Source organism: Pseudomonas sp. RAC1 (genome assembly GCF_030658255.1).
GTDB classification, from domain to species: domain Bacteria; phylum Pseudomonadota; class Gammaproteobacteria; order Pseudomonadales; family Pseudomonadaceae; genus Aquipseudomonas; species Aquipseudomonas boreofloridensis.
This window is the reverse complement of sequence record NZ_JAUTXS020000025.1, coordinates 57,353-82,212: the sequence shown is the minus strand read 5'-3', so window position 1 is coordinate 82,212 and position 24,860 is coordinate 57,353. Positions and strand designations below refer to the sequence as shown.

General features: G+C 62.6%; 23 protein-coding genes, 2 pseudogenes and 1 riboswitch. Of the genes and pseudogenes, 12 read left to right on the top strand and 13 right to left on the bottom strand.

Features of this window, described 5'->3' with window-relative positions; translation table 11 throughout:
- Window positions 1–4 precede the first annotated feature (4 nt).
- From Q7C30_RS07440 to Q7C30_RS07410, 7 genes are all read right to left on the bottom strand, one after another.
- Window positions 5–544 carry a chemotaxis protein CheW gene (locus Q7C30_RS07440; RefSeq protein WP_317871149.1) on the bottom strand — a complete coding sequence of 180 codons (540 nt, stop codon included), beginning with the start codon at window positions 542–544 and terminating at the stop codon, window positions 5–7.
- Window positions 545–579: 35 nt separating this feature from the next.
- A complete protein-coding gene (locus Q7C30_RS07435) occupies window positions 580–2,235 on the bottom strand; it encodes a methyl-accepting chemotaxis protein (protein ID WP_317871148.1) in 1,656 nt (551 codons plus the stop codon).
- Between the two features lie 30 nt (window positions 2,236–2,265).
- Window positions 2,266–4,305: a chemotaxis protein CheA gene (locus Q7C30_RS07430; RefSeq protein ID WP_317871147.1), complete on the bottom strand. Its 2,040-nt coding sequence runs from the start codon at window positions 4,303–4,305 to the stop codon at window positions 2,266–2,268.
- 42 nt (window positions 4,306–4,347) lie between these two features.
- Window positions 4,348–4,632, bottom strand: coding sequence for an STAS domain-containing protein (locus Q7C30_RS07425; protein WP_317871146.1), 285 nt, complete (start codon window positions 4,630–4,632; stop codon window positions 4,348–4,350).
- Between the two features lie 23 nt (window positions 4,633–4,655).
- Window positions 4,656–5,024 (bottom strand): response regulator, encoded by a 369-nt coding sequence (locus tag Q7C30_RS07420; protein ID WP_029612024.1) that lies wholly within the window; start codon window positions 5,022–5,024, stop codon window positions 4,656–4,658.
- A gap of 10 nt (window positions 5,025–5,034) precedes the next feature.
- Window positions 5,035–6,246, bottom strand: a complete 1,212-nt coding sequence (locus Q7C30_RS07415; protein ID WP_317871145.1) for a methyl-accepting chemotaxis protein — start codon at window positions 6,244–6,246, stop codon at window positions 5,035–5,037.
- A gap of 390 nt (window positions 6,247–6,636) precedes the next feature.
- Window positions 6,637–7,230, bottom strand: coding sequence for a hypothetical protein (locus tag Q7C30_RS07410; protein WP_317871144.1), 594 nt, complete (start codon window positions 7,228–7,230; stop codon window positions 6,637–6,639).
- Window positions 7,231–7,659: 429 nt separating this feature from the next.
- Here Q7C30_RS07410 and Q7C30_RS07405 point away from each other — a divergent pair, with 429 nt between their 5' ends.
- The 3 genes and pseudogenes from Q7C30_RS07405 to Q7C30_RS07395 all read left to right on the top strand — a co-directional run.
- Window positions 7,660–7,785, top strand: coding sequence for a hypothetical protein (locus tag Q7C30_RS07405; protein WP_317871143.1), 126 nt, complete (start codon window positions 7,660–7,662; stop codon window positions 7,783–7,785).
- Window positions 7,786–8,232: 447 nt separating this feature from the next.
- Entirely contained in the window at window positions 8,233–8,868 is a 636-nt protein-coding gene (locus tag Q7C30_RS07400; RefSeq protein ID WP_317871142.1) for a hypothetical protein, read from the top strand.
- A 169-nt stretch (window positions 8,869–9,037) separates the two neighbouring features.
- A pseudogene (locus Q7C30_RS07395) lies at window positions 9,038–9,271 on the top strand (FAD-dependent oxidoreductase); the annotation flags it as partial.
- A 111-nt stretch (window positions 9,272–9,382) separates the two neighbouring features.
- Here the strand turns inward: Q7C30_RS07395 and arfB are convergent.
- Window positions 9,383–9,796, bottom strand: a complete 414-nt coding sequence (arfB, locus tag Q7C30_RS07390; protein WP_317871141.1) for an alternative ribosome rescue aminoacyl-tRNA hydrolase ArfB — start codon at window positions 9,794–9,796, stop codon at window positions 9,383–9,385.
- A gap of 223 nt (window positions 9,797–10,019) precedes the next feature.
- Between arfB and Q7C30_RS07385 the strand changes: the two genes are divergently transcribed.
- Window positions 10,020–11,078 (top strand): DUF1176 domain-containing protein, encoded by a 1,059-nt coding sequence (locus Q7C30_RS07385; protein WP_317871140.1) that lies wholly within the window; start codon window positions 10,020–10,022, stop codon window positions 11,076–11,078.
- 21 nt (window positions 11,079–11,099) lie between these two features.
- Here Q7C30_RS07385 and Q7C30_RS07380 read toward each other — a convergent pair whose 3' ends face one another.
- Window positions 11,100–11,846, bottom strand: a complete 747-nt coding sequence (locus Q7C30_RS07380) for a sulfite exporter TauE/SafE family protein (RefSeq protein WP_317871139.1) — start codon at window positions 11,844–11,846, stop codon at window positions 11,100–11,102.
- A gap of 89 nt (window positions 11,847–11,935) precedes the next feature.
- Here Q7C30_RS07380 and Q7C30_RS07375 point away from each other — a divergent pair, with 89 nt between their 5' ends.
- Window positions 11,936–12,826, top strand: coding sequence for a LysR family transcriptional regulator (locus Q7C30_RS07375; RefSeq protein ID WP_317871138.1), 891 nt, complete (start codon window positions 11,936–11,938; stop codon window positions 12,824–12,826).
- A 127-nt stretch (window positions 12,827–12,953) separates the two neighbouring features.
- Window positions 12,954–14,222: a DUF2254 domain-containing protein gene (locus Q7C30_RS07370; protein ID WP_317871137.1), complete on the top strand. Its 1,269-nt coding sequence runs from the start codon at window positions 12,954–12,956 to the stop codon at window positions 14,220–14,222.
- A gap of 22 nt (window positions 14,223–14,244) precedes the next feature.
- Here the strand turns inward: Q7C30_RS07370 and Q7C30_RS07365 are convergent, their stop codons facing one another.
- Complete coding sequence (locus Q7C30_RS07365) at window positions 14,245–15,537, bottom strand: MFS transporter (protein ID WP_317871136.1); 1,293 nt, start codon at window positions 15,535–15,537, stop codon at window positions 14,245–14,247.
- A gap of 112 nt (window positions 15,538–15,649) precedes the next feature.
- Window positions 15,650–15,844, bottom strand: a pseudogene (locus Q7C30_RS07360) (DJ-1/PfpI family protein); the annotation flags it as partial.
- Window positions 15,845–15,888: 44 nt separating this feature from the next.
- A riboswitch (cobalamin riboswitch) is annotated at window positions 15,889–16,096 on the top strand.
- A 108-nt stretch (window positions 16,097–16,204) separates the two neighbouring features.
- Here Q7C30_RS07360 and Q7C30_RS07355 point away from each other — a divergent pair.
- The 3 genes from Q7C30_RS07355 to Q7C30_RS07345 are packed head-to-tail and all read left to right on the top strand — an operon-like array spanning window position 16,205 to window position 18,968.
- On the top strand, window positions 16,205–16,981 hold the full coding sequence (locus tag Q7C30_RS07355; RefSeq protein ID WP_317871135.1) for an ABC transporter ATP-binding protein: 777 nt from the start codon (window positions 16,205–16,207) through the stop codon (window positions 16,979–16,981).
- Complete coding sequence (locus Q7C30_RS07350; RefSeq protein ID WP_317871134.1) at window positions 16,978–17,946, top strand: ABC transporter substrate-binding protein; 969 nt, start codon at window positions 16,978–16,980, stop codon at window positions 17,944–17,946. The genes Q7C30_RS07355 and Q7C30_RS07350 overlap by 4 nt, the downstream gene beginning before the upstream one ends.
- A complete protein-coding gene (locus Q7C30_RS07345) occupies window positions 17,946–18,968 on the top strand; it encodes an iron ABC transporter permease (protein ID WP_317871133.1) in 1,023 nt (340 codons plus the stop codon). Before Q7C30_RS07350 ends, Q7C30_RS07345 begins: the two co-directional genes overlap by 1 nt.
- Window positions 18,969–19,044: 76 nt before the next feature.
- On the opposite strand, the gene Q7C30_RS07340 is transcribed toward Q7C30_RS07345, so the two are convergent.
- Window positions 19,045–19,566, bottom strand: a complete 522-nt coding sequence (locus tag Q7C30_RS07340; protein WP_317871132.1) for an acyloxyacyl hydrolase — start codon at window positions 19,564–19,566, stop codon at window positions 19,045–19,047.
- A 221-nt stretch (window positions 19,567–19,787) separates the two neighbouring features.
- Window positions 19,788–20,654: a LysR family transcriptional regulator gene (locus Q7C30_RS07335; protein WP_317871131.1), complete on the bottom strand. Its 867-nt coding sequence runs from the start codon at window positions 20,652–20,654 to the stop codon at window positions 19,788–19,790.
- Between the two features lie 117 nt (window positions 20,655–20,771).
- On the opposite strand from Q7C30_RS07335, the gene Q7C30_RS07330 reads away from it, so the two are divergent.
- The 3 genes from Q7C30_RS07330 (at window position 20,772) to Q7C30_RS07320 (ending at window position 24,653) form a co-directional block, all read left to right on the top strand.
- Window positions 20,772–22,157 (top strand): aldehyde dehydrogenase family protein, encoded by a 1,386-nt coding sequence (locus tag Q7C30_RS07330; RefSeq protein ID WP_317871130.1) that lies wholly within the window; start codon window positions 20,772–20,774, stop codon window positions 22,155–22,157.
- Window positions 22,158–22,415: 258 nt separating this feature from the next.
- Window positions 22,416–23,486: an enoyl-CoA hydratase/isomerase family protein gene (locus Q7C30_RS07325; RefSeq protein ID WP_317871129.1), complete on the top strand. Its 1,071-nt coding sequence runs from the start codon at window positions 22,416–22,418 to the stop codon at window positions 23,484–23,486.
- A gap of 15 nt (window positions 23,487–23,501) precedes the next feature.
- Window positions 23,502–24,653 carry an acyl-CoA dehydrogenase family protein gene (locus Q7C30_RS07320; protein WP_317871128.1) on the top strand — a complete coding sequence of 384 codons (1,152 nt, stop codon included), beginning with the start codon at window positions 23,502–23,504 and terminating at the stop codon, window positions 24,651–24,653.
- The last annotated feature ends 207 nt before the right edge of the window (window positions 24,654–24,860 follow it).

Below are 24,860 nucleotides of genomic sequence, written 5' to 3'. Positions count from 1 at the left end.
CGCCTCACCGGCCTTCGGCTTCAAGCGCCGGCAACTGGCCGGCCTCGGCCAGGCTGGACATCTCATCGATGGACAGCACCTTGTCGACGGCCAGGACGATGACGAACTTGCCATCGACCTTGGCCATGCCGCTGATGAAGTCGGCGCGAATCCGCGCGCCGAAGCTGGGCGGCGGTTCGATCTGCGCGGCCGATACTTCCTGCACGGCCGAGACGGTATCGACCAGCAGCCCGAGGTCCTGGGGCTGCCCCTCCTGGGTGCTGGCCTCGATGATGATCACGCAGGAGCGCCGGGTGATGGTGGAGTTGGGCCGGCCAAAACGCGCCGACAGGTCCACCACCGGCACCACCGCGCCGCGCAGGTTGATCACGCCGCGCACGAAGGCGGGCATCATCGGCACCACGGTCAGGCTGCCGTATTCGATGATCTCCTTGATGCCCAGAATGCCGATGGCGAACATCTCGCCCCCGAGCATGAAGGTCAGGTACTGCCCATCCTCGTCCGCCGCACTGGCGGTCTGACGGGTGGCGATGACTGCGCCCATATGATTCTCCTGGTTGGCCCGTGCCAATTCCCTGATCAGAAACGGGTGAACTCCGACTCGTCCGGCACACCGGCCATGCTGTAGGCGAAGGCCTTGCGCGGTGCCTGCTGGACCGGGCGGGGCGAGGGGCGGGCGAGATTGCCGCTGCTGTCGACATTGTTGCCCTGCGCCACGGCCTTGGTGGTCGAATCCAGCACGAAGAAACTCATGGCCTGTTGCAACTGCTCGGCCTGGCTGCTCATTTCCTCGGCGGTGGCGGCCAGCTCTTCGCTGCTCGACGCGTTCTGCTGGGTGACTTGGTTGAGCTGGGTCATCGCGGTGTTGATCTGCGCGACGCCTGCGGCCTGTTCCTCGGACGCTGCGCTGATTTCCTGCACCAGGTCGGAGGTCTTGTTGATCGACGGCACCATCTCGTCCAGCAGCTTGCCGGCTTTCTCGGCCATCTCGACGCTGCTCGAAGACAGCTCGCCGATTTCCTGGGCGGCCACTTGGCTGCGCTCGGCGAGCTTGCGCACCTCGGCGGCCACCACCGCGAAGCCCTTGCCGTGCTCGCCGGCCCGCGCGGCCTCGATCGCGGCGTTGAGGGCAAGCAGGTTGGTCTGGTAGGCGATGTCGTCGATGATGCTGATGCGCTGGGCGATCTTCTTCATCGCCACTACCGTCTGCTGTACCGAGTCGCCGCCGTCGGTGGCTTCCCTGGCCGCCTTGCTGGCCATGCCATCGGTGACCTTGGCGTTCTCGGTGTTCTGGTTGATGCTGGCGCTCATCTGCTCCACCGATGCACTGGTTTCCTCGACGCTGGCCGCCTGTTCGCTGGTGGCCTGGCTCATCGACTGCGCAGTGGCGCTGACCTGCTCCGAGGCGCTGGCCAGGTTGTCGGCGGCGTTGCGCACTTCGCCGATGATATGCGCCAGCTTGCCGACCATATTGCGCATGGCATTGAGCACCATGCCGGTTTCGTCCTTCGCGCCGGGCTCGATATGCGCACTGAGGTTGCCTTCGGCCAGTTGCTCGGCTGCCGTGGCAGCCTGGCGCAACGGGCGGGCGATGACCCGGGCGATGAACAAGGCCAGGCCCAGGCCGATCAGCAGCGCCGCGATCAATACGGCGATGATCGACCAGCGCGAGCTTTCATACAGGGCGGTGCCCGTGTCACCAGCGGCGGTGGCACCGGCGTCGTTGAGTTCGACCATCTTCTGCAAGTGGCCGGTGACCTCGTCGAAATGGGTCTTGGACTCGCCCCTGATCAGGCTGCGGGCCTCGGCTTCCTGGTTCTGGCGGGACAGCTCGAACAGTCGGGCACTGGCCTTGAGGTACGCGGCCCACGCGCTTTTCACGTTCGATAGCAGTTGCCGATCCTCATCACTGACGATCAGGCCTTCGTAGGTTTCCAGCCGAGTCTCGAATTCCTTGCGTGCATCGGCCGCTTCCAGCTCGGCCTGGGCTTTCTGTTCGGCGATGTCAGTGCCGAGACTGCGGTTTTCCTTCAGGCGATAGTTGGCGGCAAAAAAGCGCATGCCTGCCGCCGCGCGCATCGACGGCATCCAGTTGCTCTTGATGTCCTGCGCCGCCTGGTTGACGGCGCCCAACTGGATGATGGCGAAGCCCCCCATCACCGCGGTGAGCGCCAGGACCAGCAAGAACGCGCTGATCAACTTGGTGGATATTTTCAGGTCGTAGAACCATTTCATCGGGGAAACCTCCATGGAAGTGCAAGAACGTCAACGCGTGGTGCCCGACAGGGCCTGGGACGCCGGAGCCGGGCGGGCTTCCAGTTGTACGATTTGATTGAGCAGGGCAGGGACGTCCAGGATCAGCGCGACCGCACCGCTGCCCAGGATGGTCGAGCCACTGATGCCGCGCAGTGCCCCGAACAGCTTGCCCAGGGGTTTGATGACGGTCTGGAACTCACCGAGCAGTTCGTCCACCACCAGTCCGGCCTTGTGCTCGGCATAGCGCACCACCACGACGTTCTGGCGCCGCGCAGGCGCACCCTCGTGGTTGAAGTGCTCGCGCAGGTCCACCAGCGGCAGTACCTCGCCCCGCAAATCCAGGTAGCCCTGGTCGCGTGTCGACACCGGCTGGTGTTCGTCGAGTTCGATGCATTCCTGGACCATGTCCAGCGGGATCACATAGGTGGACTGATCGATCCCGACCAGGAAGCCATTGATGATGGCCAGGGTCAGCGGCAGGCGAATGCGCACCAGCGTGCCCTGGCCGTGACGGCTGTCCAGATCGACGGTGCCGCGCAACAGGGTGATGTTGCGCTTGACCACATCCATGCCCACGCCGCGTCCGGAGAGGTCGGTCACCGCTTCGGCAGTGGAGAAGCCCGGCTCGAAGATCAGGTTGTAGATCTCCTGGTCGGTCAGTGTCGCGCCGCTGGCGACCAGGCCGCGCTCCTGCGCCTTGTGCAGAATGCGCTCACGGTTGAGGCCAGCGCCGTCGTCGGCGATTTCGATGACGATGCTGCCGGAGTCGTGATAGGCATTGAGCCTCAGGTGGCCCTTGCTCGGTTTGCCCGCCGCCTGCCGCGCCTGGGCATTCTCGATGCCATGGTCCATGGCGTTGCGCAGCAGGTGCATCAACGGATCGCCGATCTTCTCGACCACCGTTTTGTCCAGCTCGGTTTCAGCGCCGCTGATGATCAATTCGATGTCCTTGCCCAGTTCCTGACTGACATCGCGCACCACCCGACGGAAGCGATTGAAGGTGTCGCCGATGGGGATCATGCGCAGGTGCAGGGCGCTGTCGAGGATTTCCTCGACCAGGCCCGACACGCTGGAGGTGGCTTCCTGCAACGGGTCGTTGTCGCACGAACGGGCCAGCAGGCTCGCGCCGGCGCTGGCGATGACCAACTCGCCCACCAGGTTGATCAGTTCGTCGAGCTTGTCGGCGTTGACCCGCACATAGTTACCGTCGCGGGGTTTGCCTTCGGCAGGCGCCGTCACGCGCTGGGGCGTGCCCGCCAGAGGCGCGACCTCGGCCTGGACGACCAGCTCGGTGCCGGACACTGAAGCGCTTTCGCTCGCCTCATCGACGCGGCTGATGTGTACGTCACAGTCTTCACGCACGAAATCGAAGACTTCGTTGAGGCTGGCGTAGCCGGCGCTGGAATTCAGGTCGAGCTCGAAGCCCAGGTAGCAGCTTTCAGGATCCCAACGGCTCAGGTCTGGAATGCGCTCGGTAAGGGTGCGCAACTGCACGATCTGCCCCAGGGTTTCGAGATAGCGCAGGAAGGACAGCGGATCCATGCCGTTGCGAAACACGTCCTCGCCGAAACGCAGCGAGATATGCCAGAGCACCTGGCCTTCTTCACTTGCGGCGGGGGGCTCGGTTTCGAGTCCAGTCACCGGGGCATCCACGTGCCGATAGGCATTCAACGCTTGGCGTAACGCGTCTTCGCGCTCAACGGCGGCGGGCGAGAGCGCTTCACCCCGGCTGGCAACCACCTTGATCAGCTCCAGCATGTGGTCGCCGGATTTGAGCAGTACGGCGATCAGTGCGGCATCGACCGCTATCAGTCCGTCACGCAGCCGGTCGAGTACATCTTCGACGATGTGCGTGAACGTGACGATCGGCGTCAGCCCGAACAGCCCGGCAGAGCCCTTGATGGTGTGGGCGGCACGAAACACCGCGCCGATCGCATCCTCGTCGCCCGGTTCGCTTTCCAGTTGCAGCAAGGATTGCTCCATGGCCTGCAACAGTTCGCGCGCCTCGACGATGAAGGTTTGCAGTGCCTGATCGAGATTGATGCTCACCTGAACGGTCCTTGTCGATGATTGAACAGCGTATGGCGAGGGCTAGACGAGGCAACGACACAGTTGCAACGCCTGTTTGACCGCCTGGCTCTGGTCGGTCAGCGTCAAGGCCGTACCGGCAGCGCTGGCTTCGCGCTGGACGACCGCCAGCAGTTGCACGCCGGCGCCGTCCATTTCCGTGACCTGGGACAGATCGAGCTGCACACGCGGTGTTGCGCCCATCTCGGGCAGCAGCGCAGCGGCCAGCTCGGCCACGGTGTAGATCGTCAGTTCACCGTCGATGACCAGGTGGGCGGTGCCGTCGAGCGTTTTGCGAGTGATAGGCATGCAGAACTCCTGGTCCACGACGCTCAGGGCAGGATCAGCTTGGACACCGCCGCCAGCATCTGCGCCGGCTGGAACGGCTTGACCACCCAGGCCTTGGCCCCGGCGGCCTGGCCCTCGGCCTTTTTCGATTCCTGGGACTCGGTGGTCAGCATGATGATGGGCGTGAACTTGTAGCTGGCCAGCTTCTTCACCTCCTTGACGAAGGTGATGCCATCCATGTTCGGCATGTTCACGTCGCTGATGATCAAGTGCACTTTCTGTCCGGTGAGCTTGCTCAAGGCATCCTGGCCATCTCGGGCTTCGATCACCTCGTAACCGGCGCTCTTCAGGGCAATGCCCACCACCTGCCGTACGCTGCTGGAGTCGTCGACCACTAATACGTTCTTCGCCATGGTGTACTTCCTAAAAGAAGGTGATGTCTTGGGAATGCTGCTGTTCGGCCGCGTTGCCATGGTGGTTGCGGCGTTGTTCGTCGGTGGCGTAGGTGGCCTCCATGCGCGCCAACCACTGGCGGGCATCGACCGCCACGGCCTGGTCCGGCGCCTGGCTGGCTTGCTGCAGGTGTTCGTGCAAATCGTGCATGTTGTCGCGCACATGACTGAGGATCTGGCTGACACGGTCCTGGAACTGCAGGTTGACCAGCACCTCGGTCATCTCGTCGCGGATGCCGTAGCTTTCCTGCTTGAGCAGGTCGGCCGATTCGGCCAGGCGCCCGGTGATGCTCTGAAAGCGTTCGAGCACCTGCTGGATGCTGTGCTCGGATTCGCTCACCGAGAGACCGTCCTGCTCGGCGCTGTTGGACGCGGCCTGAACGAGCTGGGTGATGGCGTTGTTGATAATGTCGACCTTGGCCGACATCTGCTGACCGGTTTCGCTGGACTTGCTCGATAGACTGCGCACGGCGTCGGCCACCACCGCGAAGCCGCGCCCGGCCTCACCGGCACGCGCGGCTTCGATGGCTGCATTAAGGGCTAGCAGGTTGGTTTGCGCCGCGATCGCGGCGACATCGGCGGCCATGGTGCGCAGCTCACCCGTGTAGGCGGTCAGGCTGCGGACCTGGGACAGGGTCTGGTCGCGGCTGGTCTGCGTGGCCTTGAGCGAGTCGATGACCTGGCTCAGTTCGCTGTCGCTACGCGCTAGCACCTTGAGCGCGCCTTCGGCGCTTTGCCCATCCAGTTCGCCGGCGGCGTGCTGCGAGGCCTGCACGGTGTCTTGCAGGCGCTGGGCGATGCCGGTAAAGCGGTTGGCCAGGGAGACGATCGCTTCTTCGGTCTGCTGACGCGAGCTTTCCACCTGCTTGGCCCAGATCGGCATTGCGCCGAGCAGCACCTCGTCGAGCTGGGCACGCGAAGCCGTGTTGGCCTGCGTTGCCTGCGCCGTGGCTTGATCCAGCGCGAATGCCTGCGCGCGGCGAATCGCCTCGGCCTGGGATTTCGCGCTCAAGACGCCGACGCCCAGGCCGGTCAGCACGAGCACCGCACAGGCCAGCAGGTTGGCCGTGGAGGTGGATTGCGTGAGCAGCCACACCACTGCGGGCAGTACAGGGATCAGGGCGAACCAGAGAAAACGCGGCTGGGCGGGAGCGGGGAGGAGGGGGGAGTGACGCTGGGTCATGGTTCCGTCCTTGGAAGATGTTTCGGATTTAACGATAGAGGGGTTATCTGCCCTGTGCCCCTGGACTTGAGGCTTTGGAGGTGCCTTCCGTCGGGTTCTTGACAGAGGTATTTCTGACGCACGCACTGAATGGGGAAAGGCGAACAGCCGTTACCTCACGGAGCCAGCGCAGGATTTGCCCTTTGCAAACAGCGCTAAAGCTCATGAGGCGGTGAGACCGAGTGACGAGAGCTGGGGACAGATGGTGTCGTACGTGCGCTGTCCGAGCGGTGCTGATCGAACTATGCTCGCCTGTGGGCCAGTGAGAAACACGTTCGATCGTCTGGGGACGCGTCTGGCGGGAACGGGGGGTGAAGAGTTCAGCCCCCGTCAATTGACTAACTTAAGTGATCACTCCGCAGGCAGGATTAGCCCTAAGCACGCCAGCGCCAGCAACAGCGTACCAAGCATCATGAACCCATAGTTTAGAGGCGTGAACTGCGCATTGCTGCGACCTTCGAGGTCGCCAGCAGCAGCGTTCAGTCCACGCTGGCCTAGCCAAGTGACCCAGCCAGTGACCGGCAGCAGCCCTAGGTTCAGTAGTTCAACAATGGGGAGACCAATGTTATGGCTCGACAAAACTTCGGCTAACGTAGCGATTAGCATGACGATCACGAAGAGGGTCGCTAGTTTCATGGGATTCCACCGAAAATCACTGCCATTACGCTTGAGGTGAGTATCGGCCTCACGGTAAAGGGAATGAGTGAAAAACACCGAGAACAGTGCGCGAGCTATCGGCCACAGCTTTTCGCCGGTACTGCGCTCGAGTTGCTTCCAGTTCGCGAAAGCCCAGTAGAGCTGGTACATGCCAAATGAAAGAATCCAGAGCGTAAGGAATTTACCTCTGGAAACGACATAGAACGGGCGGTCTTCGGTTGTCTGCGGGGGGATGCTCTGGTCTGGCTGGTCAGGGGCATAGGTGGTAACTGGAGTGGTATTGGGCACGGACTGTCCTTTGATTGGGCCGAAATTGGACGGGCACGTTAACGCATGCCTTGAGGCGAACCCATCAGAGAAGTCGTCTTTACTAGGCGGTCATTATGTAATTTAACATAATATACATTATGCGTATATTCGTGTGGGGCTACCAGGCCTCGGGTTGACCAGATTGGGCGCCAGGCTCAGGACGGATCGGCTTGCCTGGCTGCCATGGCTTGAAGATCCGCAGGCGCCATGCCGTAGTAAACAATCAATGGATCACGGCAGCCTTGCTCGCGATACCACCTTACAACGATCTCAATCATCTAGCCCAGGAGGTAAACCAACATATCGCTGTAGCCTTTCAACGAGTTGGCCTTGTATGGATACCGAGCGTTGGCGAAGACGTTACGGTAACGCTCTCCGAAGGCGTATACGGTTTTCTGCAGGTACTGCATGAAAAAGCGTGAGCAGATCGAGTTTGTCGGCTCATGTCCGATCAGCAGCAATCTTGCCGGTGCGCTACTGCTTTACGATGCGCGTGATTTATCAATGTGGCGTCAAGGTCATAGGTTTTATTGACTTGGTCATGGTTGCCATTGGGCCGAGCCAGAAAGCGTTCAGCAAAATATCCATGCCGATTGCGGCATTTTCCTAGGCGACAGCCCTCATGTCGTGCCCGATTAGTGAATATTCGGCGGCCTCCCGATAAATAGCAGTAAGTGCTTTCGATCATCCAAGGCGTAAGGGGCTGCTGCATCAAAACTCTCCGTAAGTCCTGAGCTACCCTACCCCTATAAAATGAGAAAAACTTAATAACTACACTAAATATTCATTTAGTTTAGTTATCTACCAGCGTCAACCAAACGCGGCGGCACGAAGTAAACAAGTTCGCGCTCAACTGTGCCTAGAACCAGATCTTTCCCGTCCCCACGGAACCATCACCGCCCAAATCTCTCCAACCCCGCATCCGGTATTCCAGTCACTGGCAGGATGCCGGTCCACCCCAACTGACAAGGACGCTCCGCAATGCGCACCATGCTATTCCCTTTAGCCATCCTCACCACCGCACTCGTCGGCTGCTCGGACCCCAAGAAAGCCTCCGAGGAAAACTTCGAAAAAGCCGCGCAGGCCTGGCTCGACAAGGCCTATCCAGAGTGCCTGGTCACATCGACGTTCCCGATGAACACCCAGGAGTTCGACGTCTACGGCACTAACAAGACCTTGAATGCCTTGGCCGAGGTCGGCGTGCTGACAGCCGTGGAGACGTCTCGCAAAGACTATCCCGAAAACATCTTTCAGAAAGCCCATACCGAAATCAAATATCGGTACGAACTCACTGACGAAGGCCGCAAGTACCTCAAAGATGACGCGCGTACGAAGCCTGATGGCACCGTCATTCCAGGCCTGTGCATCGGCCGCGCAAAGGTCGACAAGATTGAGCAGTTCAGCGAGCCTGGGGACATGATGGGCCACCGGATTTCTGAGGTGACCTACACCTACAAGGTCGACGATCTGCCCAAGTGGGCCTCCACTCCGGCGTTGATGAACGTCAATAGCGACGTCAAACGCATGGTTGCCAGCCAGGAAAAACCCATTCGCGAAAAGCGCGCCTTCGTATTGACGAACAATGGCTGGATTCACGAGCGGCTGTTCCGCGAGTAACGGGCGTCAGTGCAGGCTGCGACGCCTCCGGTATAGGGGGCGTCGCCCTTCCTCACTTCCTGCAACATCACTACGCCCACACGGCCTAACGCGTCCCCGGCACCAAATCAAGAATCTCGTCGATCCCCAGGCACCGCGGTTCCACTTCCAGCGTCTGACCCGGGACCTCCTCCCGCACGTGCAGGAACATGAGCCAGGTTTGAGCATTCTGCTGGGTTACAACGGCTGGGGGATCGCCATGTCCACCACGCTGGCCAAGCACCTGTCGCAACGCATTCTCGGCACGACCCAGGCTTTACCGTTTCCCGTTACACGCGTGGATCCGATCCCCTTCCACAGCCTCCAGCGTTTGTACCTGGGCGCGGGGATAACCTGGTATCGGATGCTGGATGCCATCGCTTGATGAGGCGGGCATCCGTGTGGCGGTAAAAAGCAGGGCTTGCTCGGGCGTTGCCTGTATCGCGTCCCGAGCGATCCCGAGCGCGCACTGAAACCCGATCTGCCGTGCGCAGGATTAGAAATCCACTTTGCCCCGACCCGCCTTGACCGTACTGCGCCTGGCCTTGCCATCCAGGCGACGGGTCTTGGAACCCAGCGTCGGCTTGGTGGGGCGGCGTTTCTTCTCGGTCTTGCCCGCAGACACGATCAGCTCGGCAAGACGCGTCAATGCATCGGCACGGTTCTGCTCTTGGGTTCGGTACTGCTGGGCCTTGATGATCAACACGCCCTCGCCGGTGATGCGACTGTCACGCAGTGCCAGCAGGCGCTCCTTGTAGAATTCGGGCAAGGACGAGGCGCGGATGTCGAAACGCAGGTGTACGGCACTGGACACCTTGTTGACGTTCTGCCCACCGGCGCCTTGTGCACGAATATAAGTGAGTTCGATCTCGGCATCGGGCAGATGCACGGTATTCGAAATGGTCAGCATCGCAGAGTCCTCGTGATTGCCACCATTATCACAGCCTCCGGGGCTGGCCCATAGCCTGGAGAGCCGAGGGCGTGAAAACACCGAGACCCATCCGGTCGACGGGCTGCGACTATTTTGACTGTGACCCCTCCCCTCATTCTTGTGCCAATCGCTCACCCAGGCTGCTTGCCACACCGGTTCATGCGTTAATCCCTGCTCCCCACTCCATTCGCACGCCCCGACCATGCGCCGTCTTCTCGCCCTGCTGACCTGCCTGATCGCCTCTACCGGCCATGCTGCCGACTCGCCGCCGCTGTCCCGAGACATCAAGGACTGGAACGTCACCTGCGACAACGTGCGCACCTGCACCGCCGTCTCCACCCGGCCTGCCAGCGCCGAGCTCGGTGAGTTGTATTTTCCACTGCGCATCGTGCGCAAGGCCGGGCCTGATGACGCGTTGCACATCAGCGTCTTCAGCTACAACGACCTACATGGCGATCCGCTGATCGACTACGAATCGCTGCGCATGCCGCTGGTCGAGCGCAAGCGCGCAGACTTCGACGTGACCGAGGTACCTGAACTGCGCAGTGCGAGCGGTGCGGATGCCCTGACCTTCATCCACGCACTGCGCAACGCCAGGCAGTTGGCCTTCAGCACCTCGGATGGCCCCTCGAGCGCCTCACTGATCGGCATGACCGCTGCGCTGTTGTTGATGGATGAGGTGCAGGGCCGGATCGGTACCGTCACCGCGCTCGCGCGGCCGGGAGACGCGCCGGCCAGCGACGTACCGCCGGCCCCGCCCACGCCCACGTTGCCGGCCTGGACCGCTCCGTCCTCCCTGAGTGCCACGCACACGCAGCAGCTACTGGACACTGCCATGGCTGCGAGCCGCGCCGACTGGCAGCAAGATGTCATCGAAGGCGACGAGCCCACCGGGAAGGTTTATGCGCTGACGGACGAACAAGCGCTATTGATCGTGCAGACCGGCTGCAGCGCCTACAACTGCGATTATCGGCTGTACCTGATGCCCCTGGCGCACCCGGAACAGGTTCGTCCAGCCCCCTTCCAGACGATCGCCCAGTTGCCTGACCTGGCTCCCGACGGCAGCGTCCAATTCGATAGGGCAACGGGCGAGTTGACCAGTCTGCAGTTGGCCAACGGCATGGGTGGCTGCGGCGTAACGACACGCTGGCGCTATGACGGTGAACGTTTCGTGCTCAGTCATGCCGCGCAGATGAGTGCCTGCATGGGCTTGAACGATGCCGATTGGCCGGTGCTGTGGGAGACCGCCGTGCAGCCGTGATCGGGACCGGCCTCGTTGGCATCACAAAAAAGGCCGCGAGGCCAACTCCAGACCCAGCACTGCCAGAAAGATCAAAAAGCACTGCTTGAAACGCTTCGGACTGATCCGCGTCCGAATGGACTGCCCAACGAACAGGCCCATCAACGCAGGAATGACAGCCAGCGTCGAAAGACCCACCTGCTCGAATTTCAGACCGCCATGCAGCAGCAACCCCGCAGCCAACGCCACCGTCGAGGTGGTAAAGGACAACCCAAGCGCCTGCACCAATTCGTCTCTTTCCAACCGCAACGACTGTAAATACGGAACCGCCGGCATTACGAACACACCCGTAGCGCCGGTGATGGCGCCCGTTACTAGACCTATGACCGGCGAGAGATAGCGTTCGGCACGCTGGGAAACAACGAAGGGTGTGGCGAACAGGGCATAAAGCGCGTAGATGAGCAGCGCAATACCCAAGGCAAACCCAGACCATGCCGGATTGACGGAGACAAGCAATGCCGCTGCCGGCAGCGTTCCCACGGCAATGGCAGCCTGCATGGGCCATAAGCGACGTATCAAGTGGTAGGTCCCTGGCCCGGATACGCACTGCCAGACATTGGTCGCCAATGACGGAATGATCAACAGTGCGGCAGCGGCGGACGGTGGCATCGCGGTGCCGAGCAATCCCATCGCGACAGTGGGCAACCCCATACCTGTGACGCCTTTCACTGCCCCTGCGGCGATGAAAGTCAGCGTCAGCATCACCACTAAAAAATAGGTCTCGTTCATCCCTCGATTGAAGGCCATCGCACCCGGTGCGCACAATCAGGACTTTTTCCGCTACCCTTCGGGCAGTCCGAAGGGTTGAGGAGACGTTGATGCGATTCGATCTAGCCGACCTTCGTCTTTTTCTCTGTGTGCTCGACGCCGGCAGCATCACGCAAGGCGCGCTGTCGGCCAACCTGGCCTTGGCATCGGCCAGTGAGCGACTGCGTAGCATGGAGGCCGATGCAGGGGTTGCTCTCCTGGAGCGCCATGCACGCGGCGTCACTGCAACCCAGGCGGGCGAAGCGGTTGCCCACCATGCTCGGCTCATACTGCAACAACAAGCCGTTCTGAAAGGTGAGCTCAGGGGATTTGCATCGGGTGCTCACGGCACACTGGCCTTGTACGCGAACACGGCAGCACTGACCCATTTCCTTCCCCCGAGACTTGCCGATTGGCTGGCTGCCCGGCCACACCTGCATATGGACTTGCGCGAGCGAACCAGCGCAGAGATCGTGCAAGGGGTCACCGCTGGGTTGATCGAAGCGGGCATCGTGTCAGATTCATCCAACGCTGCGGACCTGTGTGTTCGCCCAATTGCACGGGACCACCTCGTACTCATCGTGCCCGCCACTCACCCGCTCGCCACGCGCAAAGCAGTGCATTTTTTTGAAGTGGTCAATGAGATATTTGTCGGCCTGGCTTCGGGTAATGCCCTGCAGGATCACCTTGAGGATCAAGCCAAGGCCCTTGGCCGTCGATTGACGCTGCGCATCCAGATGAAGACCTTCGATGGACTGTGCACGATGGTCAACCGGGGGATCGGAGTGGCAATCTTGCCTCAGTGCATCGCTGCTCGACATCGACGACGCCACTCATACTCGACCTTGGCTATCGAGGATGAGTGGGCACGCCGCCAATTGTGTGTGGTCTACCGAGAGTGGCTGACATTGTCGCCAGCCATGCAAAGCTTGCTGGAGCACTTGGGTGCCTGTGCCGATTGACCCCATCGTTTCAGCATGAAGAACAGCCCATCCCCAATAAAACTTTCAGCGCCCCGCACCACTCAACCAGGCACTGCGCCAATCTCTGTACAGGGCGCGCCGTTCTTCAACTGCGCAGGTAAAAACGATGATCGCTCGATGGCGCTGGGCCTTGGGTCAAATGACCAAGCGACTGTGGTTCCGTGCCACGTTGTTCTCGTTGACAGGCGTGATCACCGCGCTGCTCGCCATCACCTTGCGCGATTTCGTACCCCCCACGCTACCGGCGAAAATCGGCGCCGATTCGGTCGACAAGATCCTGGGCATCATCGCTTCGAGCATGCTGGCGGTCACCACCTTTTCACTGAGCACCGTGGTCTCCGCCTACAGCGCCGCCAGCAATGGCGTCACACCCCGGGCGACCACCCTGGTGATGGAGGACTCCACCACCCAGAACGCCCTTGCGACGTTCATTGGATCGTTCCTGTTCAGTCTGGTCGGCATCATCGCGCTGAGTACCGGTGCTTACGGCGCGCAAGGCCGGGTCGTGTTGTTCGCCGTGACCCTGGTCATGATCGTGTTGATCATCTACACCCTGCTGCGCTGGATCGACCACTTGTCCACGCTCGGCAGAGTCGGTGAAACCATCGACCGGGTCGAGCGCGCGACCCTCGCAGCCCTTGAGCAGCGCGCCCGCTGGCCGTTCATGGGGGCCGCCCCCTACCCCGTCGACTTCGACCTGCCCGCGCAGGCAATGACGATCGTCAGCGTGGACACCGGCTATGTCCAGCACATCGATGTGAGCGCGCTCGCGGTGGTTGCCAAGCGGCATGACGTCGAGATCTACCTCGAGGTACTGCCTGGCAGCTTTGTCCACCTGGGTGCGCCCCTGGCACGCCTGCTCAACACGTCCTCAGCCAGCAGCGACCTGGAAACCGAACTGCGCCACGCGATCACCGTGGGGCTGCGCCGCACCTTCGATCAAGACCCGCGTTTCGGCCTGTCGGTGCTGGCAGAGATCGCCTCGCGCGCCCTGTCCCCGGCCACCAATGACTCCGGTACGGTCATCGATGTGATGGGGCGCGGGGTGCGCTGTTTCTCTAAATGGGCACTTCAGCCCGCCGACACCGATGATATCGACGAACACTGCCGGCGCGTGCATGTGCGCTGCGTTGAGGTACACGACCTGTTCGACGACTTCTTCACCTTGATCGCTCGTGACGGCGCGGGCCTGCTGGAAATCGACATTCGCATGATCAAGGCCTTGATCAGCTTGACCGAAATCGACTCCGCCCGCTTCGGCACGCAGTGCCGGTTGCACGCGGCACTGCTGGTCAAACGCGCCGAGACAGCGCTGGTCTTGGATGAGGAGAAGACACGGCTCAGGGCCGTGGCCGCCCCTTTGCTGACTGAGTGACCGGCTCAGCCAGCATCGGCACTTACGGCGCGGCGAACCGGCCGCGCACCGCCATCTTGCGGTACAGCACCAGCGTTGCGCTCAACGCGCACAGCGCGGCGAAGGTCACCCAGTACGCGGGCGCGGCCTTGTCGCCAGTCTCATGAATCAGCCAGGTCGACATCGCTGGGGTGAAGCCGCCGAACAGCGCCGTCGCCAGGCTATAGGCCAGCGAGAACCCCGCCACCTTCACATCTTCGGGCATGATTTCGGTCAGCGCGGGGATCATCGCGCCGTTGTACATCGCGTACAGGAACGAGAACCACAGCAGCACTTCGAGCATGTGCGCGAAGCTCGCCGCTTGCGCCAGGTAGGAAAGCGCCGGATAAGCCGTGAACACGGTCAGTACGGTCATGGCGATGAGCATCGGCTTGCGTCCGAAGCGGTCGCTGAGCGTGCCGCCAATCGGCAGCCAGAAGAAGTTCGACACCCCGACCAGCAGCGTCGCCAACAAGGCATCGGTGGTGCTCAGGTTGAGAACGGTCTTGCCGAAGGTCGGCGCATACACCGTGATGAGGTAGAACGCGCTGGTGGTCATCGCCACCATCAGCATGCCGCCCACCACCACGCCCCAGTTCTGGCCGAGTGTGGCGATCACCTGCTTCATGGTCGGGCGATGGCTGCGGTTTTCGAAGGCTTGCGTTTCTTGCAGGTTGCGGCGCAGGAAAAAGATGAAGGGAATGATCAGGCACGCCACGGCGAACGGTATGCGCCAGCCCCACTCGCTGATCTGCAAGGGCTGCAGCGACTGGTTCAAGGCATAACCCAAGGCGGCGGCAACGATGATTGCCACCTGCTGACTGCCAGACTGCCAACTGGTGTAGAAGCCCTTTTTGCCGGGTGTGGCCATTTCGGCGAGATAGACCGAGACACCGCCCAGCTCAGCCCCGGCGGAGAAGCCTTGCAGCAACCGCCCGATCAGCACCAGCAGCGGCGCCCAGTAGCCAATGGTGGCAAAGCCGGGCACCAGCACGATCAGCAGCGTGCCACTGGCCATGATCGACAGCGTCACGATCAGGCCTTTGCGCCGACCGACGTCGTCGATGTAGGCCCCCAGGACGATGGCGCCCAGCGGGCGCATGAGAAAGCCTGCACCGAAGACGGCGAAGGTCATCATCAAGGACGCGAACTCGCTGGAGGCCGGGAAGAAGGCCCCCGCGATCTGGGTGGCATAGAAGCCGAACAGGAAAAAGTCGAATTGTTCGAGGAAGTTACCCGAGGTGACGCGAAACACCGCAGCGGCTTTGGACCGAGCGGCGTGAGGTGACGCAGGCATAGACGGTTCTCCAGCGTAAATCTTCTTGGTGTTGTGCACTTCACCGTCTGGAGTATGCCGGACACATCCTGAAACGATTAATGAAATCTGTTCATGCCAGCCCTGGCGCTGTTCAGGGGTTCTCGGTCCAGTCGAACGCCATCTGCCGGGCCGTGCGCTCGGCCAAGGCTCGGCTGTGAAGACGCTCGACCAAGTGCAGGCTCATGTCGATACCGGCGCTGATGCCGGCCGAGGTGACCAAGGCGCCTTGGTCGACCCAGCGCACGCCCTCGAGCACGTCCAATGCCGGGCACATGGCCTTAAGATCCAGGCGCGCCGGATCGGTTGACGCATGGCCGACATAAATGCTCAGATGCGCCCCTTGTTTCAGGTGTCCCCGGCCGCCGCGTCGGGGATTAAACGGGAAGCCGGTGCCTCGCCCTTGGCGAGCAGTCCGGCGCTGCCCCCGCAACGGTAGGCGAGCGAGGCATTCGATACACCACTGTGCCCAGGGCATGGGAAGGTGAATGTCTCAGGTTCCTCGCAAGCCCGGAGACCGGCCTGCTGCAGCTATTGGCAACTCCCGCGGCGGGCGGGCACTGGCCGGTTTTCGCGAGCGTCTGCGCGCGTCACCCGCGTGCACCTGCGCCGTAGGGGAATCTTCAATTCCGCGATGGTCGGCTCGTGCATGTCCTGCCCTACCCTGCATCTCCACGCGCTGCACTGGTCGCCTCACGGCGCGCCACGGCCATTGCTGGACAACATCGATCTGCACGTTGGTCCTGGCGAGTTCGTCGGCCTGATCGGCCCCAACGGCAGCGGCAAGACCAGCCTGCTGCGGTGTGCCTACCGCTTCAGCCGGCCCGATGCCGGCCAGGTACGACTCGAAGGTGAAGACATCTGGCAGCGCACGCCGCGCTGGGCTGCCCAGCGCATCGCCGTGATGCTGCAGGAATTTCCCGAAGACTTCGGGCTTAGCGTGCGCGACGTGGTGGCCATGGGCCGAACACCGCACCAGGGCTGGTTCGATGGCGACGCCGATACCGCGCTGATCGACATCACGCTGGACCGCCTGGGCCTGCTGCCCCGCGCATTGGACGCCTTCACGTGCCTGTCCGGTGGTGAAAAACAACGGGTATTGCTGGCCCGCGCACTGGTGCAGCAGCCGAGGCTGCTGATCCTCGACGAGCCCACCAATCACCTGGATCCCCGCTTCCAACTGGCCCTGCTGCAACAACTGCGCGGCACCGGCCTGAGCCTGCTGGCCAGTTTCCACGACCTCAACCTGGCTGCCGCCTTCTGCGATCGGTTGTACGTGCTCGACGCCGGCCGCGTAGTGGCCCACGGCACACCGCAGCAGGTGCTCACCGAGCAATGCCTGGCCGAGGTCTTCGGTGTGCGCGCGTTGGTCGACTGCCACCCCTTGGCGCCCCATCCACGCATCACTTGGATCAGTCCCGCATGAAAGCGTTGTTCGCCTGCCTGGCCCTGCTGGCCGCCCTGCCCCTCGCCGCTCAGGCGGCGCCTTACCCGGTGACCGTTCGCAGTTGCGACCGCGACGTGACCTTCGATCACGCACCGCAACGCGCGGTCAGCCATGACATCAACCTCACCGGCATGCTGCTGGCACTGGGACTGCGCGATCACATGGCCGGCTACAGCGGCATCAGCGGCTGGAAGACGCTGGATCCGAGCCTGCGCCAGGCGCTCGACGGCTTGCCGGAACTTGCCCCGCGCTATGTCTCGGTCGAAAACCTGCTCGATGCCGATACCGACTTCTTCTTCGCCGGCTGGGCCTACGGCATGCGCATCGGCGGTCCGGTCACGCCACAGACCCTGGCGCCTTTCGATATACCGGTGTACGAGCTGAGCGAGTCCTGCTCCTGGATCATGCCTCAGCGTCACGCCAGTCTCGATGACCTTTACCGTGACCTGGACAACCTGGGACGGATTTTCGATGTCCGCGAGCGCGCCGCTGCCCTGGTGCAGCACATGCGCCAGCGCATTGAGCAGGTGGCGCAACGTACCGCCCACGCACCTCAGCGTGCGCGGGTGTTCCTCTATGACAGCGGCGAGGACCGGCCGATGACGTCCGGTCGCCTGGGAATGCCGCAGGCGCTGATCGATGCCGCGGGAGGGGACAACGTCATGGACGATCTGGCCGCCAGTTGGACCCATGTGAATTGGGAGAGTGTGGTAGAGCGCGACCCTCAGGTGATCGTCATCGTCGACTATGGCCCGACGACCTGGCAGCAGAAACGCGACTTCCTGCTCGCCCAGCCGGCGCTGGCCAGCGTCGAGGCCATCCGCAAGCAGCGCTTCGTGGTGCTGTCCTACCTGCAGGTCACGCCGTCGGTTCAAAACGCCGAGGCGATCGAGATCTTGGCCAAGGCCCTGCATCCTGAGTTGTTCGCCGAGGCCCAGCGGTGATGCCGATTCGCAACAGCGCACGCTATCGCCTGCTGATGCTGGCGCTGCTGGCCATGCTGCTGCTGTCGAGTCTGCTCTCGCTGGGCTTTGGCTCGGCCCAGGTGGCACTGGGCAAGGTGCTGGGTATCGTCCTGCACCACGTCGGCTTGGCCGAGTCGGGAGACTGGAGCCGTGGCCAGGCGCAGATCGTCTGGCAGATTCGCGCGCCACGCGTGCTGTTGGGCGCGTTGGTCGGCGCAGGCCTGGCGCTGGTGGGCGGCGCACTGCAGGCGGTGACCCGCAATCCGCTGGCCGACCCGCACCTGCTGGGCGTGAGTGCCGGCGCGGTGTTCGGCGCAGTCCTGGTGGTGCTGTTTCTCGGCCCTTTTGCCGGGGTCTTCAGCTTGCCGCTGGCGGCGTTCATCGGCGCACTGGGCAGCATGCTGCTGGTGCTCGGGGTAGCCAGCCGGGGCGGCCGACTGGAAAGTGATCGCCTACTGTTGGCGGGGGTCGCGGTGTCGTTCGTCGTGATGGCCACGGCCAACCTGCTGCTGTACACCGGTGATCCTCATGCCGCAGCGTCGGTGATGTTCTGGATGCTCGGCGGGCTGGGCTTGGCGCAGTGGTCGTTGCTGTGGCTGCCGGCGCTCTGCGTGCTGGCCGGGTTCGCGCTGCTGATGAGCCAGGCGCGGGCGCTCAATGCGCTGATGAGCGGCGAGCAAACCGCCGTGAGCCTGGGTTTCGATACCCGCGCGGTGCGGGCTCGGGTGTTCGTCGGCACGGCGCTGCTGACCGGAGTGCTGGTGTCGCTGTCCGGCGCCATCGGCTTCGTCGGCCTGATGCTGCCGCACATGGCGCGGCGTCTGGTAGGCGCGGAACATCGGCGGCTACTGCCCGCCTGCGCCCTGCTCGGCGCGCTGTTCATGATCTGGGTGGATGTGGGCGCGCGGACGCTGATCGCCCCGCAGGACTTGCCGATCGGCATCGCCACAGCGGCCATCGGTGGCGTGTTCTTCATCCTGCTGTTGCGGCGCAAGCACTGAGCCTACGTGAGGAAGAAACGGGCCGCTTGCCCGAACTGCACCGCCAACTTGACGCCGGCGGTGCAGCGCTCAGCGCTTAGAACGCGGCGCTGTAGAACAGCGCATACGACTCGATACCGTCGTTAGGCTGCTTGATACCGGCGTTGGAGTAGTGCGTAGCACGGATGCCAACCTTCTGCTGACCCGGCAGCTTCACGCCGAAACCGATACGGTCTTCGAAGTTGAACGCTGAACCCAGCTTCTGATCGCCCACGTCGGTTTTAGAGAACACGGCGACACCGACACCGGCTTCGATGAACGGCACGTAGCCCGAGTCGCCGAATTCATAGGTGAACACCGGGCTGAACGACAGCGAGTGCGCGCCGCTGTAGTCACCGCCTTCCCAGTAGGTGTAGCCGGCGTCCCAGTAACCGCTGACGTGACCGACGCTGCTTTGCAGCCATTTCTTGTCCCAATCGAAGGACATGCCCAGGCGATAGGTCATGTCGCCCTGACTGGTGACGCCCACGGCGCCCGACACTTGGGCGGCCTGTGCCAATTGCGTACCGGCCAGCGCCAGCACTGCCACGGCCAACGAGGTGACGAGACGGTTCTTCATTAATGACTACTCCAGGTGGACTTCACGGACAGGCAGTCGATGGTGGGCGGCCTGCAACAATTGGGGTTGTGCCCCTCTACTCTGCGCCTGTGCCCACGACATCCCATCTGGGACACAAGTAGTAATACATCGGCGATTATTAGCACGCCGACGCCAAGATGAAAGTCATTTGCCACTATTTTGTGAAAAAAATGTTAGCAAGACATCGATTTTGGCCAATCTCACCTGTTCGTCTGCTCTTCCAACAGCCGGATGAACATGCTCAAGCTTCGCGATACGGTACCGCGACGCCACACCAGCCAGGTCTTGAGGTAGCGAAAATCCTCACACAACGGCCAGGCGCTGATGGTGCTCGCCCCTGGCATGCTGTCGAGCATGCTACGCGGCATCAACGCCAGACCGGCCCCGGCGCTGACGCAGGCGAGCATGCCGTGGTAGGACTCCATCTCATGGATCTTGCCTGGCACCGCGTGGTCTTTGACGAACCAGCTTTCGAAGTGATGGCGATAGGAGCAGTTGGCACGAAAGGCATAGATGTTCTGGCCGTTGACATCTTGGGCACGACCGATCGGCGCGTGGTTCAACGGCGCGATGACCATCATTTCCTCTTCGAAGACCGCAATGCCTTCCAACGTCGGGTGCAATACCGGGCCATCGACGAAGGCCGCCACCAGGCGTCCGGACAATACCCCTTCGAGCATGGTCCCCGACGGCCCGGTGGACAGGTCCAGGTCGACCTTCGGATAGCGCTGGTTGTAGGCCGCCAGCAGTGCCGGAATGCGCACCGCCGCCGTGCTTTCCAAAGAACCGAGGGCGAAGGTGCCCTGCGGATCCTCCCCGGCGACCGTGGCGCGGGCCTCCTGTACCAAATCCAGGATCCGCCGGGTGTAGTCGAGAAAATTCCAGCCTGCCGGTGACAGCCGCAATCGGCTTTTCTCGCGGATGAACAACGCCACGCCCAAGTCTTCTTCCAATTGCTTGATGCGAGTGGTCAGGTTCGACGGTACTCGATGAATTTGTTGAGCCGCGGCGCTGATGCTGCCGTGCTCGGCGACTGCCTTGAACATCTCCAGTTGCACCAGGTCCACGGCCTTTCTCCATTCGTGAATGATTCGCTCAGTATTATTCAGTTTTCATCAAATCGATACGCTTTTAGTCTGGCCTCAGTCGAAACGACACCGTCCAGGACAACAAGAGGAACAGCCATGAGTGCCATTAGCAGCCTGACCCATGCCATTTCCGTCGATCCCTTCACCGGCGAGCAGATCGGCGTCTACCCGTACGACACCGAGCCCGCACTGGACGCAGCCTTGCAGCGGGCCAAGCACGGATACACTCAATGGCGCCAAGTATCGCTGGCGCAACGCAGCGCTTACCTGCGTGCCCTGGCCGAGGCCTTGCAGAGCCGTCACGAAGCCTTCGCCCAGATGATTGCCCGCGAAATCGGCAAGCCGATCGCTCAGGCGCGGGGCGAAGTGAGCAAGTGCGTCGGCCTGTGCCAGTGGTATGCCGAGCACGGTCCGGCCATGCTCGCCCCTGAGGCCACGCACGTGGAGAAGGCGCGCATCGAGTACCGTCCGTTGGGCCCGATTCTGGCGGTGATGCCCTGGAACTTCCCGATCTGGCAGGTCTTGCGCGGCGCCGTGCCGGCCTTGCTGGCGGGCAACACCTATGTGCTCAAGCATGCACCGAACGTCATGGGCAGCGCCTATCTGCTGGCTGAACTGTTCAATCTGGCGGGTCTGCCGCAGGGCGTGTTCGAGGTGATCAACGTCACCCCCGACGGCGTGACCCGTGCGATCAACGACCCACGTATCGCCGCCGTGACCCTCACCGGCAGCGTGCGCGCCGGCATGGCCATCGGCGCCCAGGCCGGCGCCGCGTTGAAGAAGTGCGTGCTGGAACTCGGTGGGTCGGACCCCTTCATCGTGCTGGCCGATGCCGACCTGGACGAAGCGGTCAAGGCTGCGGTGATCGGCCGCTACCAGAACACCGGGCAAGTCTGCGCGGCGGCCAAGCGCTTCATCATCGAAGACAGCATCGTCGAGGCGTTCAGCGAGAAGTTCGTCGCCGCCACCCGTGCGCTGCAGCTCGGCAATCCGCTGGACGACGACACCTACATCGGCCCGATGGCGCGCTTCGACCTGCGCGACGAACTCGACGGGCAAGTCCAGGCCACCCTGGCCGAAGGCGCTACACTGCTGCTCGGCGGCCACAAGCTCGACGGTGCGGCGAACTTCTACGCCCCCACGGTACTCGGCGACGTCACCCCGGACATGACGGCCTTCAGGCAGGAATTATTCGGCCCGGTGGCCGCGATCACCCGTGCTCGCGATGCGCAGCACGCGGTGGAACTGGCCAACGACAGCGATTTCGGTCTGGCTTCGACGATCTACACCGCCGATCTGGCCCTGGCCGAGCGCATGATTCCTGCGCTGGACACCGGCGCGGTGTTCATCAACGGCTATTGCGCCTCCGACCCCCGCGTGGCGTTCGGCGGTGTCAAGAAAAGCGGGTTCGGCCGTGAACTGTCGCACTTCGGCGTGCGTGAGTTCTGCAACGTACAAACCGTGTGGCTGGACCGTCACTGATTCCTGTTCGAGCGAGCGACGTCGCAGCGGTGCAATGCCGCTGCAACGTCACATCATCTTCACTAGCGCGCACCTTTCAAGCAAGCCATCGCCCTGCCCTTGCGGTCCTATTCAGGACCCGCCCCTGACGCAAAAATGCACCCGACTGCTGCACATTTGTCGATTGTGCCGGGTAAATATGCATGGCAGGATCCCTCGATCCTCCAGCGTATTTCCAGACTTCACATGGAAAATCAATAACAAAGCAGGGAGAACGCGATGACCGTCCACGCTCCACTTCCGTCCACCGATCATGTGCTGGCCGATGTCCGCAACCATATCGGCCACCTCACCCTCAACCGTCCCAGCGGCCTCAACGCCCTGACCTTGGATATGGTGCGCAGCCTCCACCAGCACCTCCAGACCTGGGCGCAAGACCCACGGATCAAGGCGGTGGTGCTACGCGGCGAAGGCCCGAAAGGCTTCTGTGCCGGCGGCGACATCCGCTCGCTGCATGACAGCTACAAGGCCGGCAGCGACCTGCACGAGCGCTTCTTCGTCGAGGAGTACGCACTCGACCTGTGCATTCACCACTACCGCAAGCCGGTCCTGGTGATCATGGACGGTTTCACCCTCGGTGGTGGCATGGGTCTGGCCCAAGGCGCCGACCTGCGCATCGTCACCGAGCGCAGCCGGCTGGGCATGCCAGAAGTCGGTATCGGTTACTTCCCGGATGTCGGCGGCAGCTACTTCCTGTCGCGCATTCCGGGTGAGCTGGGTACCTACCTGGGGGTCAGCGGCACGCAGGTTCAGGCCGCTGATGCCCTGTATTGCGGGCTGGCGGACTGGTATCTGGCCAGCGACCGGCTCAGCACCCTGGACCAGGGCCTGGACGCGTTGAATTTCGGCAGTCATCCGCTCAAGGACCTGCAAGGTCTGCTGGCCAAACTGGGCACCCAAACCCTTGAGGATGCGCCACTGGCACGCCTGCGCCCGGTGATCGATCACTACTTCGGCCAGCCCGACCTGCTCAGCATCTTCGAACAACTGCGCAGCGTGCGCATCGGCGATAGCCAGCAGTGGGCGCACGGCACCGCCGACCTGCTGGAAACCCGCTCGCCGCTGGCCATGGCGGTGACGCTGGAGATGCTGCGTCGTGGTCGCCACCGCAGCCTGGAAGACTGCTTCGCCATGGAGCTGCACCTGGACCGCCAGTGGTTCGCCCACGGCGACATCGTCGAAGGGGTGCGCGCCTTGATCGTCGACAAGGACAAGCAGCCGCGCTGGAACCCACCGACCCTCGCCGCGCTGTCCAGCCAGCGGGTCGATCAATTCTTCGAAGGCCTGTGAGCCGGGAGTCGTAGCATGCAAGACCTGGAACTGAGCGAAGAGCAGATCATGATCCGCGACATGGCCCGCGACTTCGCGCGCGGCGAGATCGCACCCCATGCACAGGCCTGGGAGAAGGCCGGCTGGATCGATGACGCCGTGGTACGCGCCATGGGCGAGCTGGGCCTGCTCGGCATGGTGGTGCCCGACACCTTCGGCGGCAGCTACACCGACTACGTGGCCTACGCCCTGGCTGTCGAGGAAATCTCTGCCGGCGACGGCGCCATCGGCGCGCTGATGAGCATCCACAACTCGGTGGGCTGCGGTCCGCTGCTGGCCTATGGCACGCCCGAACAACAGCAGCAGTGGCTGCCACGCCTGGCCAGCGGCGAGGTGATCGGCTGCTTCTGCCTGACCGAGCCCCAGGCCGGCTCCGAAGCCCATAACCTGCGCACCCGCGCCGAGTGGGTCGACGGCCATTGGGTCATCGACGGGGCCAAACAGTTCGTCAGCAACGCCAAGCGCGCGGGACTGGCCATCGTCTTCGCCGTCACCGATCCGCAGTTGGGCAAGAAGGGCCTGTCGGCCTTCCTGGTGGAGACCGACAACCCCGGCTTCAAGGTCGACCGCAGCGAACACAAGATGGGCATCCGCGCCTCCGACACCTGCGCCGTGACCCTCGACGCCTGCCGTATCCCCGAGGCCAACCGGCTGGGCGAGCGCGGCAAGGGCCTGGCCATCGCCTTGTCCAACCTCGAAGGCGGACGCATCGGCATCGCCGCCCAGGCCCTGGGCATCGCCCGCGCGGCCTTCGAAGCCGCGCTCACCTATTCGCGCGAGCGTATCCAGTTCGGCAAGCCGATCAACGAGCACCAGAGCATCGCCAACCTGTTGGCCGACATGCAGGTGCAGCTCAACGCCGCACGGCTGCTGATCCTGCATGCAGCGCGCCTGCGCAGTGCGGGCAAACCCTGCCTGTCGGAGGCCTCGCAAGCCAAGCTGTTCGCCTCGGAAATGGCCGAACGGGTGTGCTCAATGGCGATTCAGGTGCATGGCGGGTACGGGTATCTGGAGGACTATCCGGTCGAGAAGTACTACCGGGATGCGCGAATCACCCAGATCTACGAAGGATCGAGCGAGATCCAGCGCATGCTGATCGCGCGGGAACTCAAGCACTATGCGGTCTGACAGCCCCTCACCTCAGGCACCCGATACGCACGCGGGTGCCTGAACGCCGCGTGCAATCACCCCGATAGCATTTACCGATTGAACACCGCGCAGCGCTGCAGTAAGCTCGGTTTCATTCATTGGAGAGCAACATGTCGAAACACACCTGCAATCACGCCATCACCGCCGGACGTCTCGTGCGCCCTGTGCTGGCCGTTGCCGGTCGTG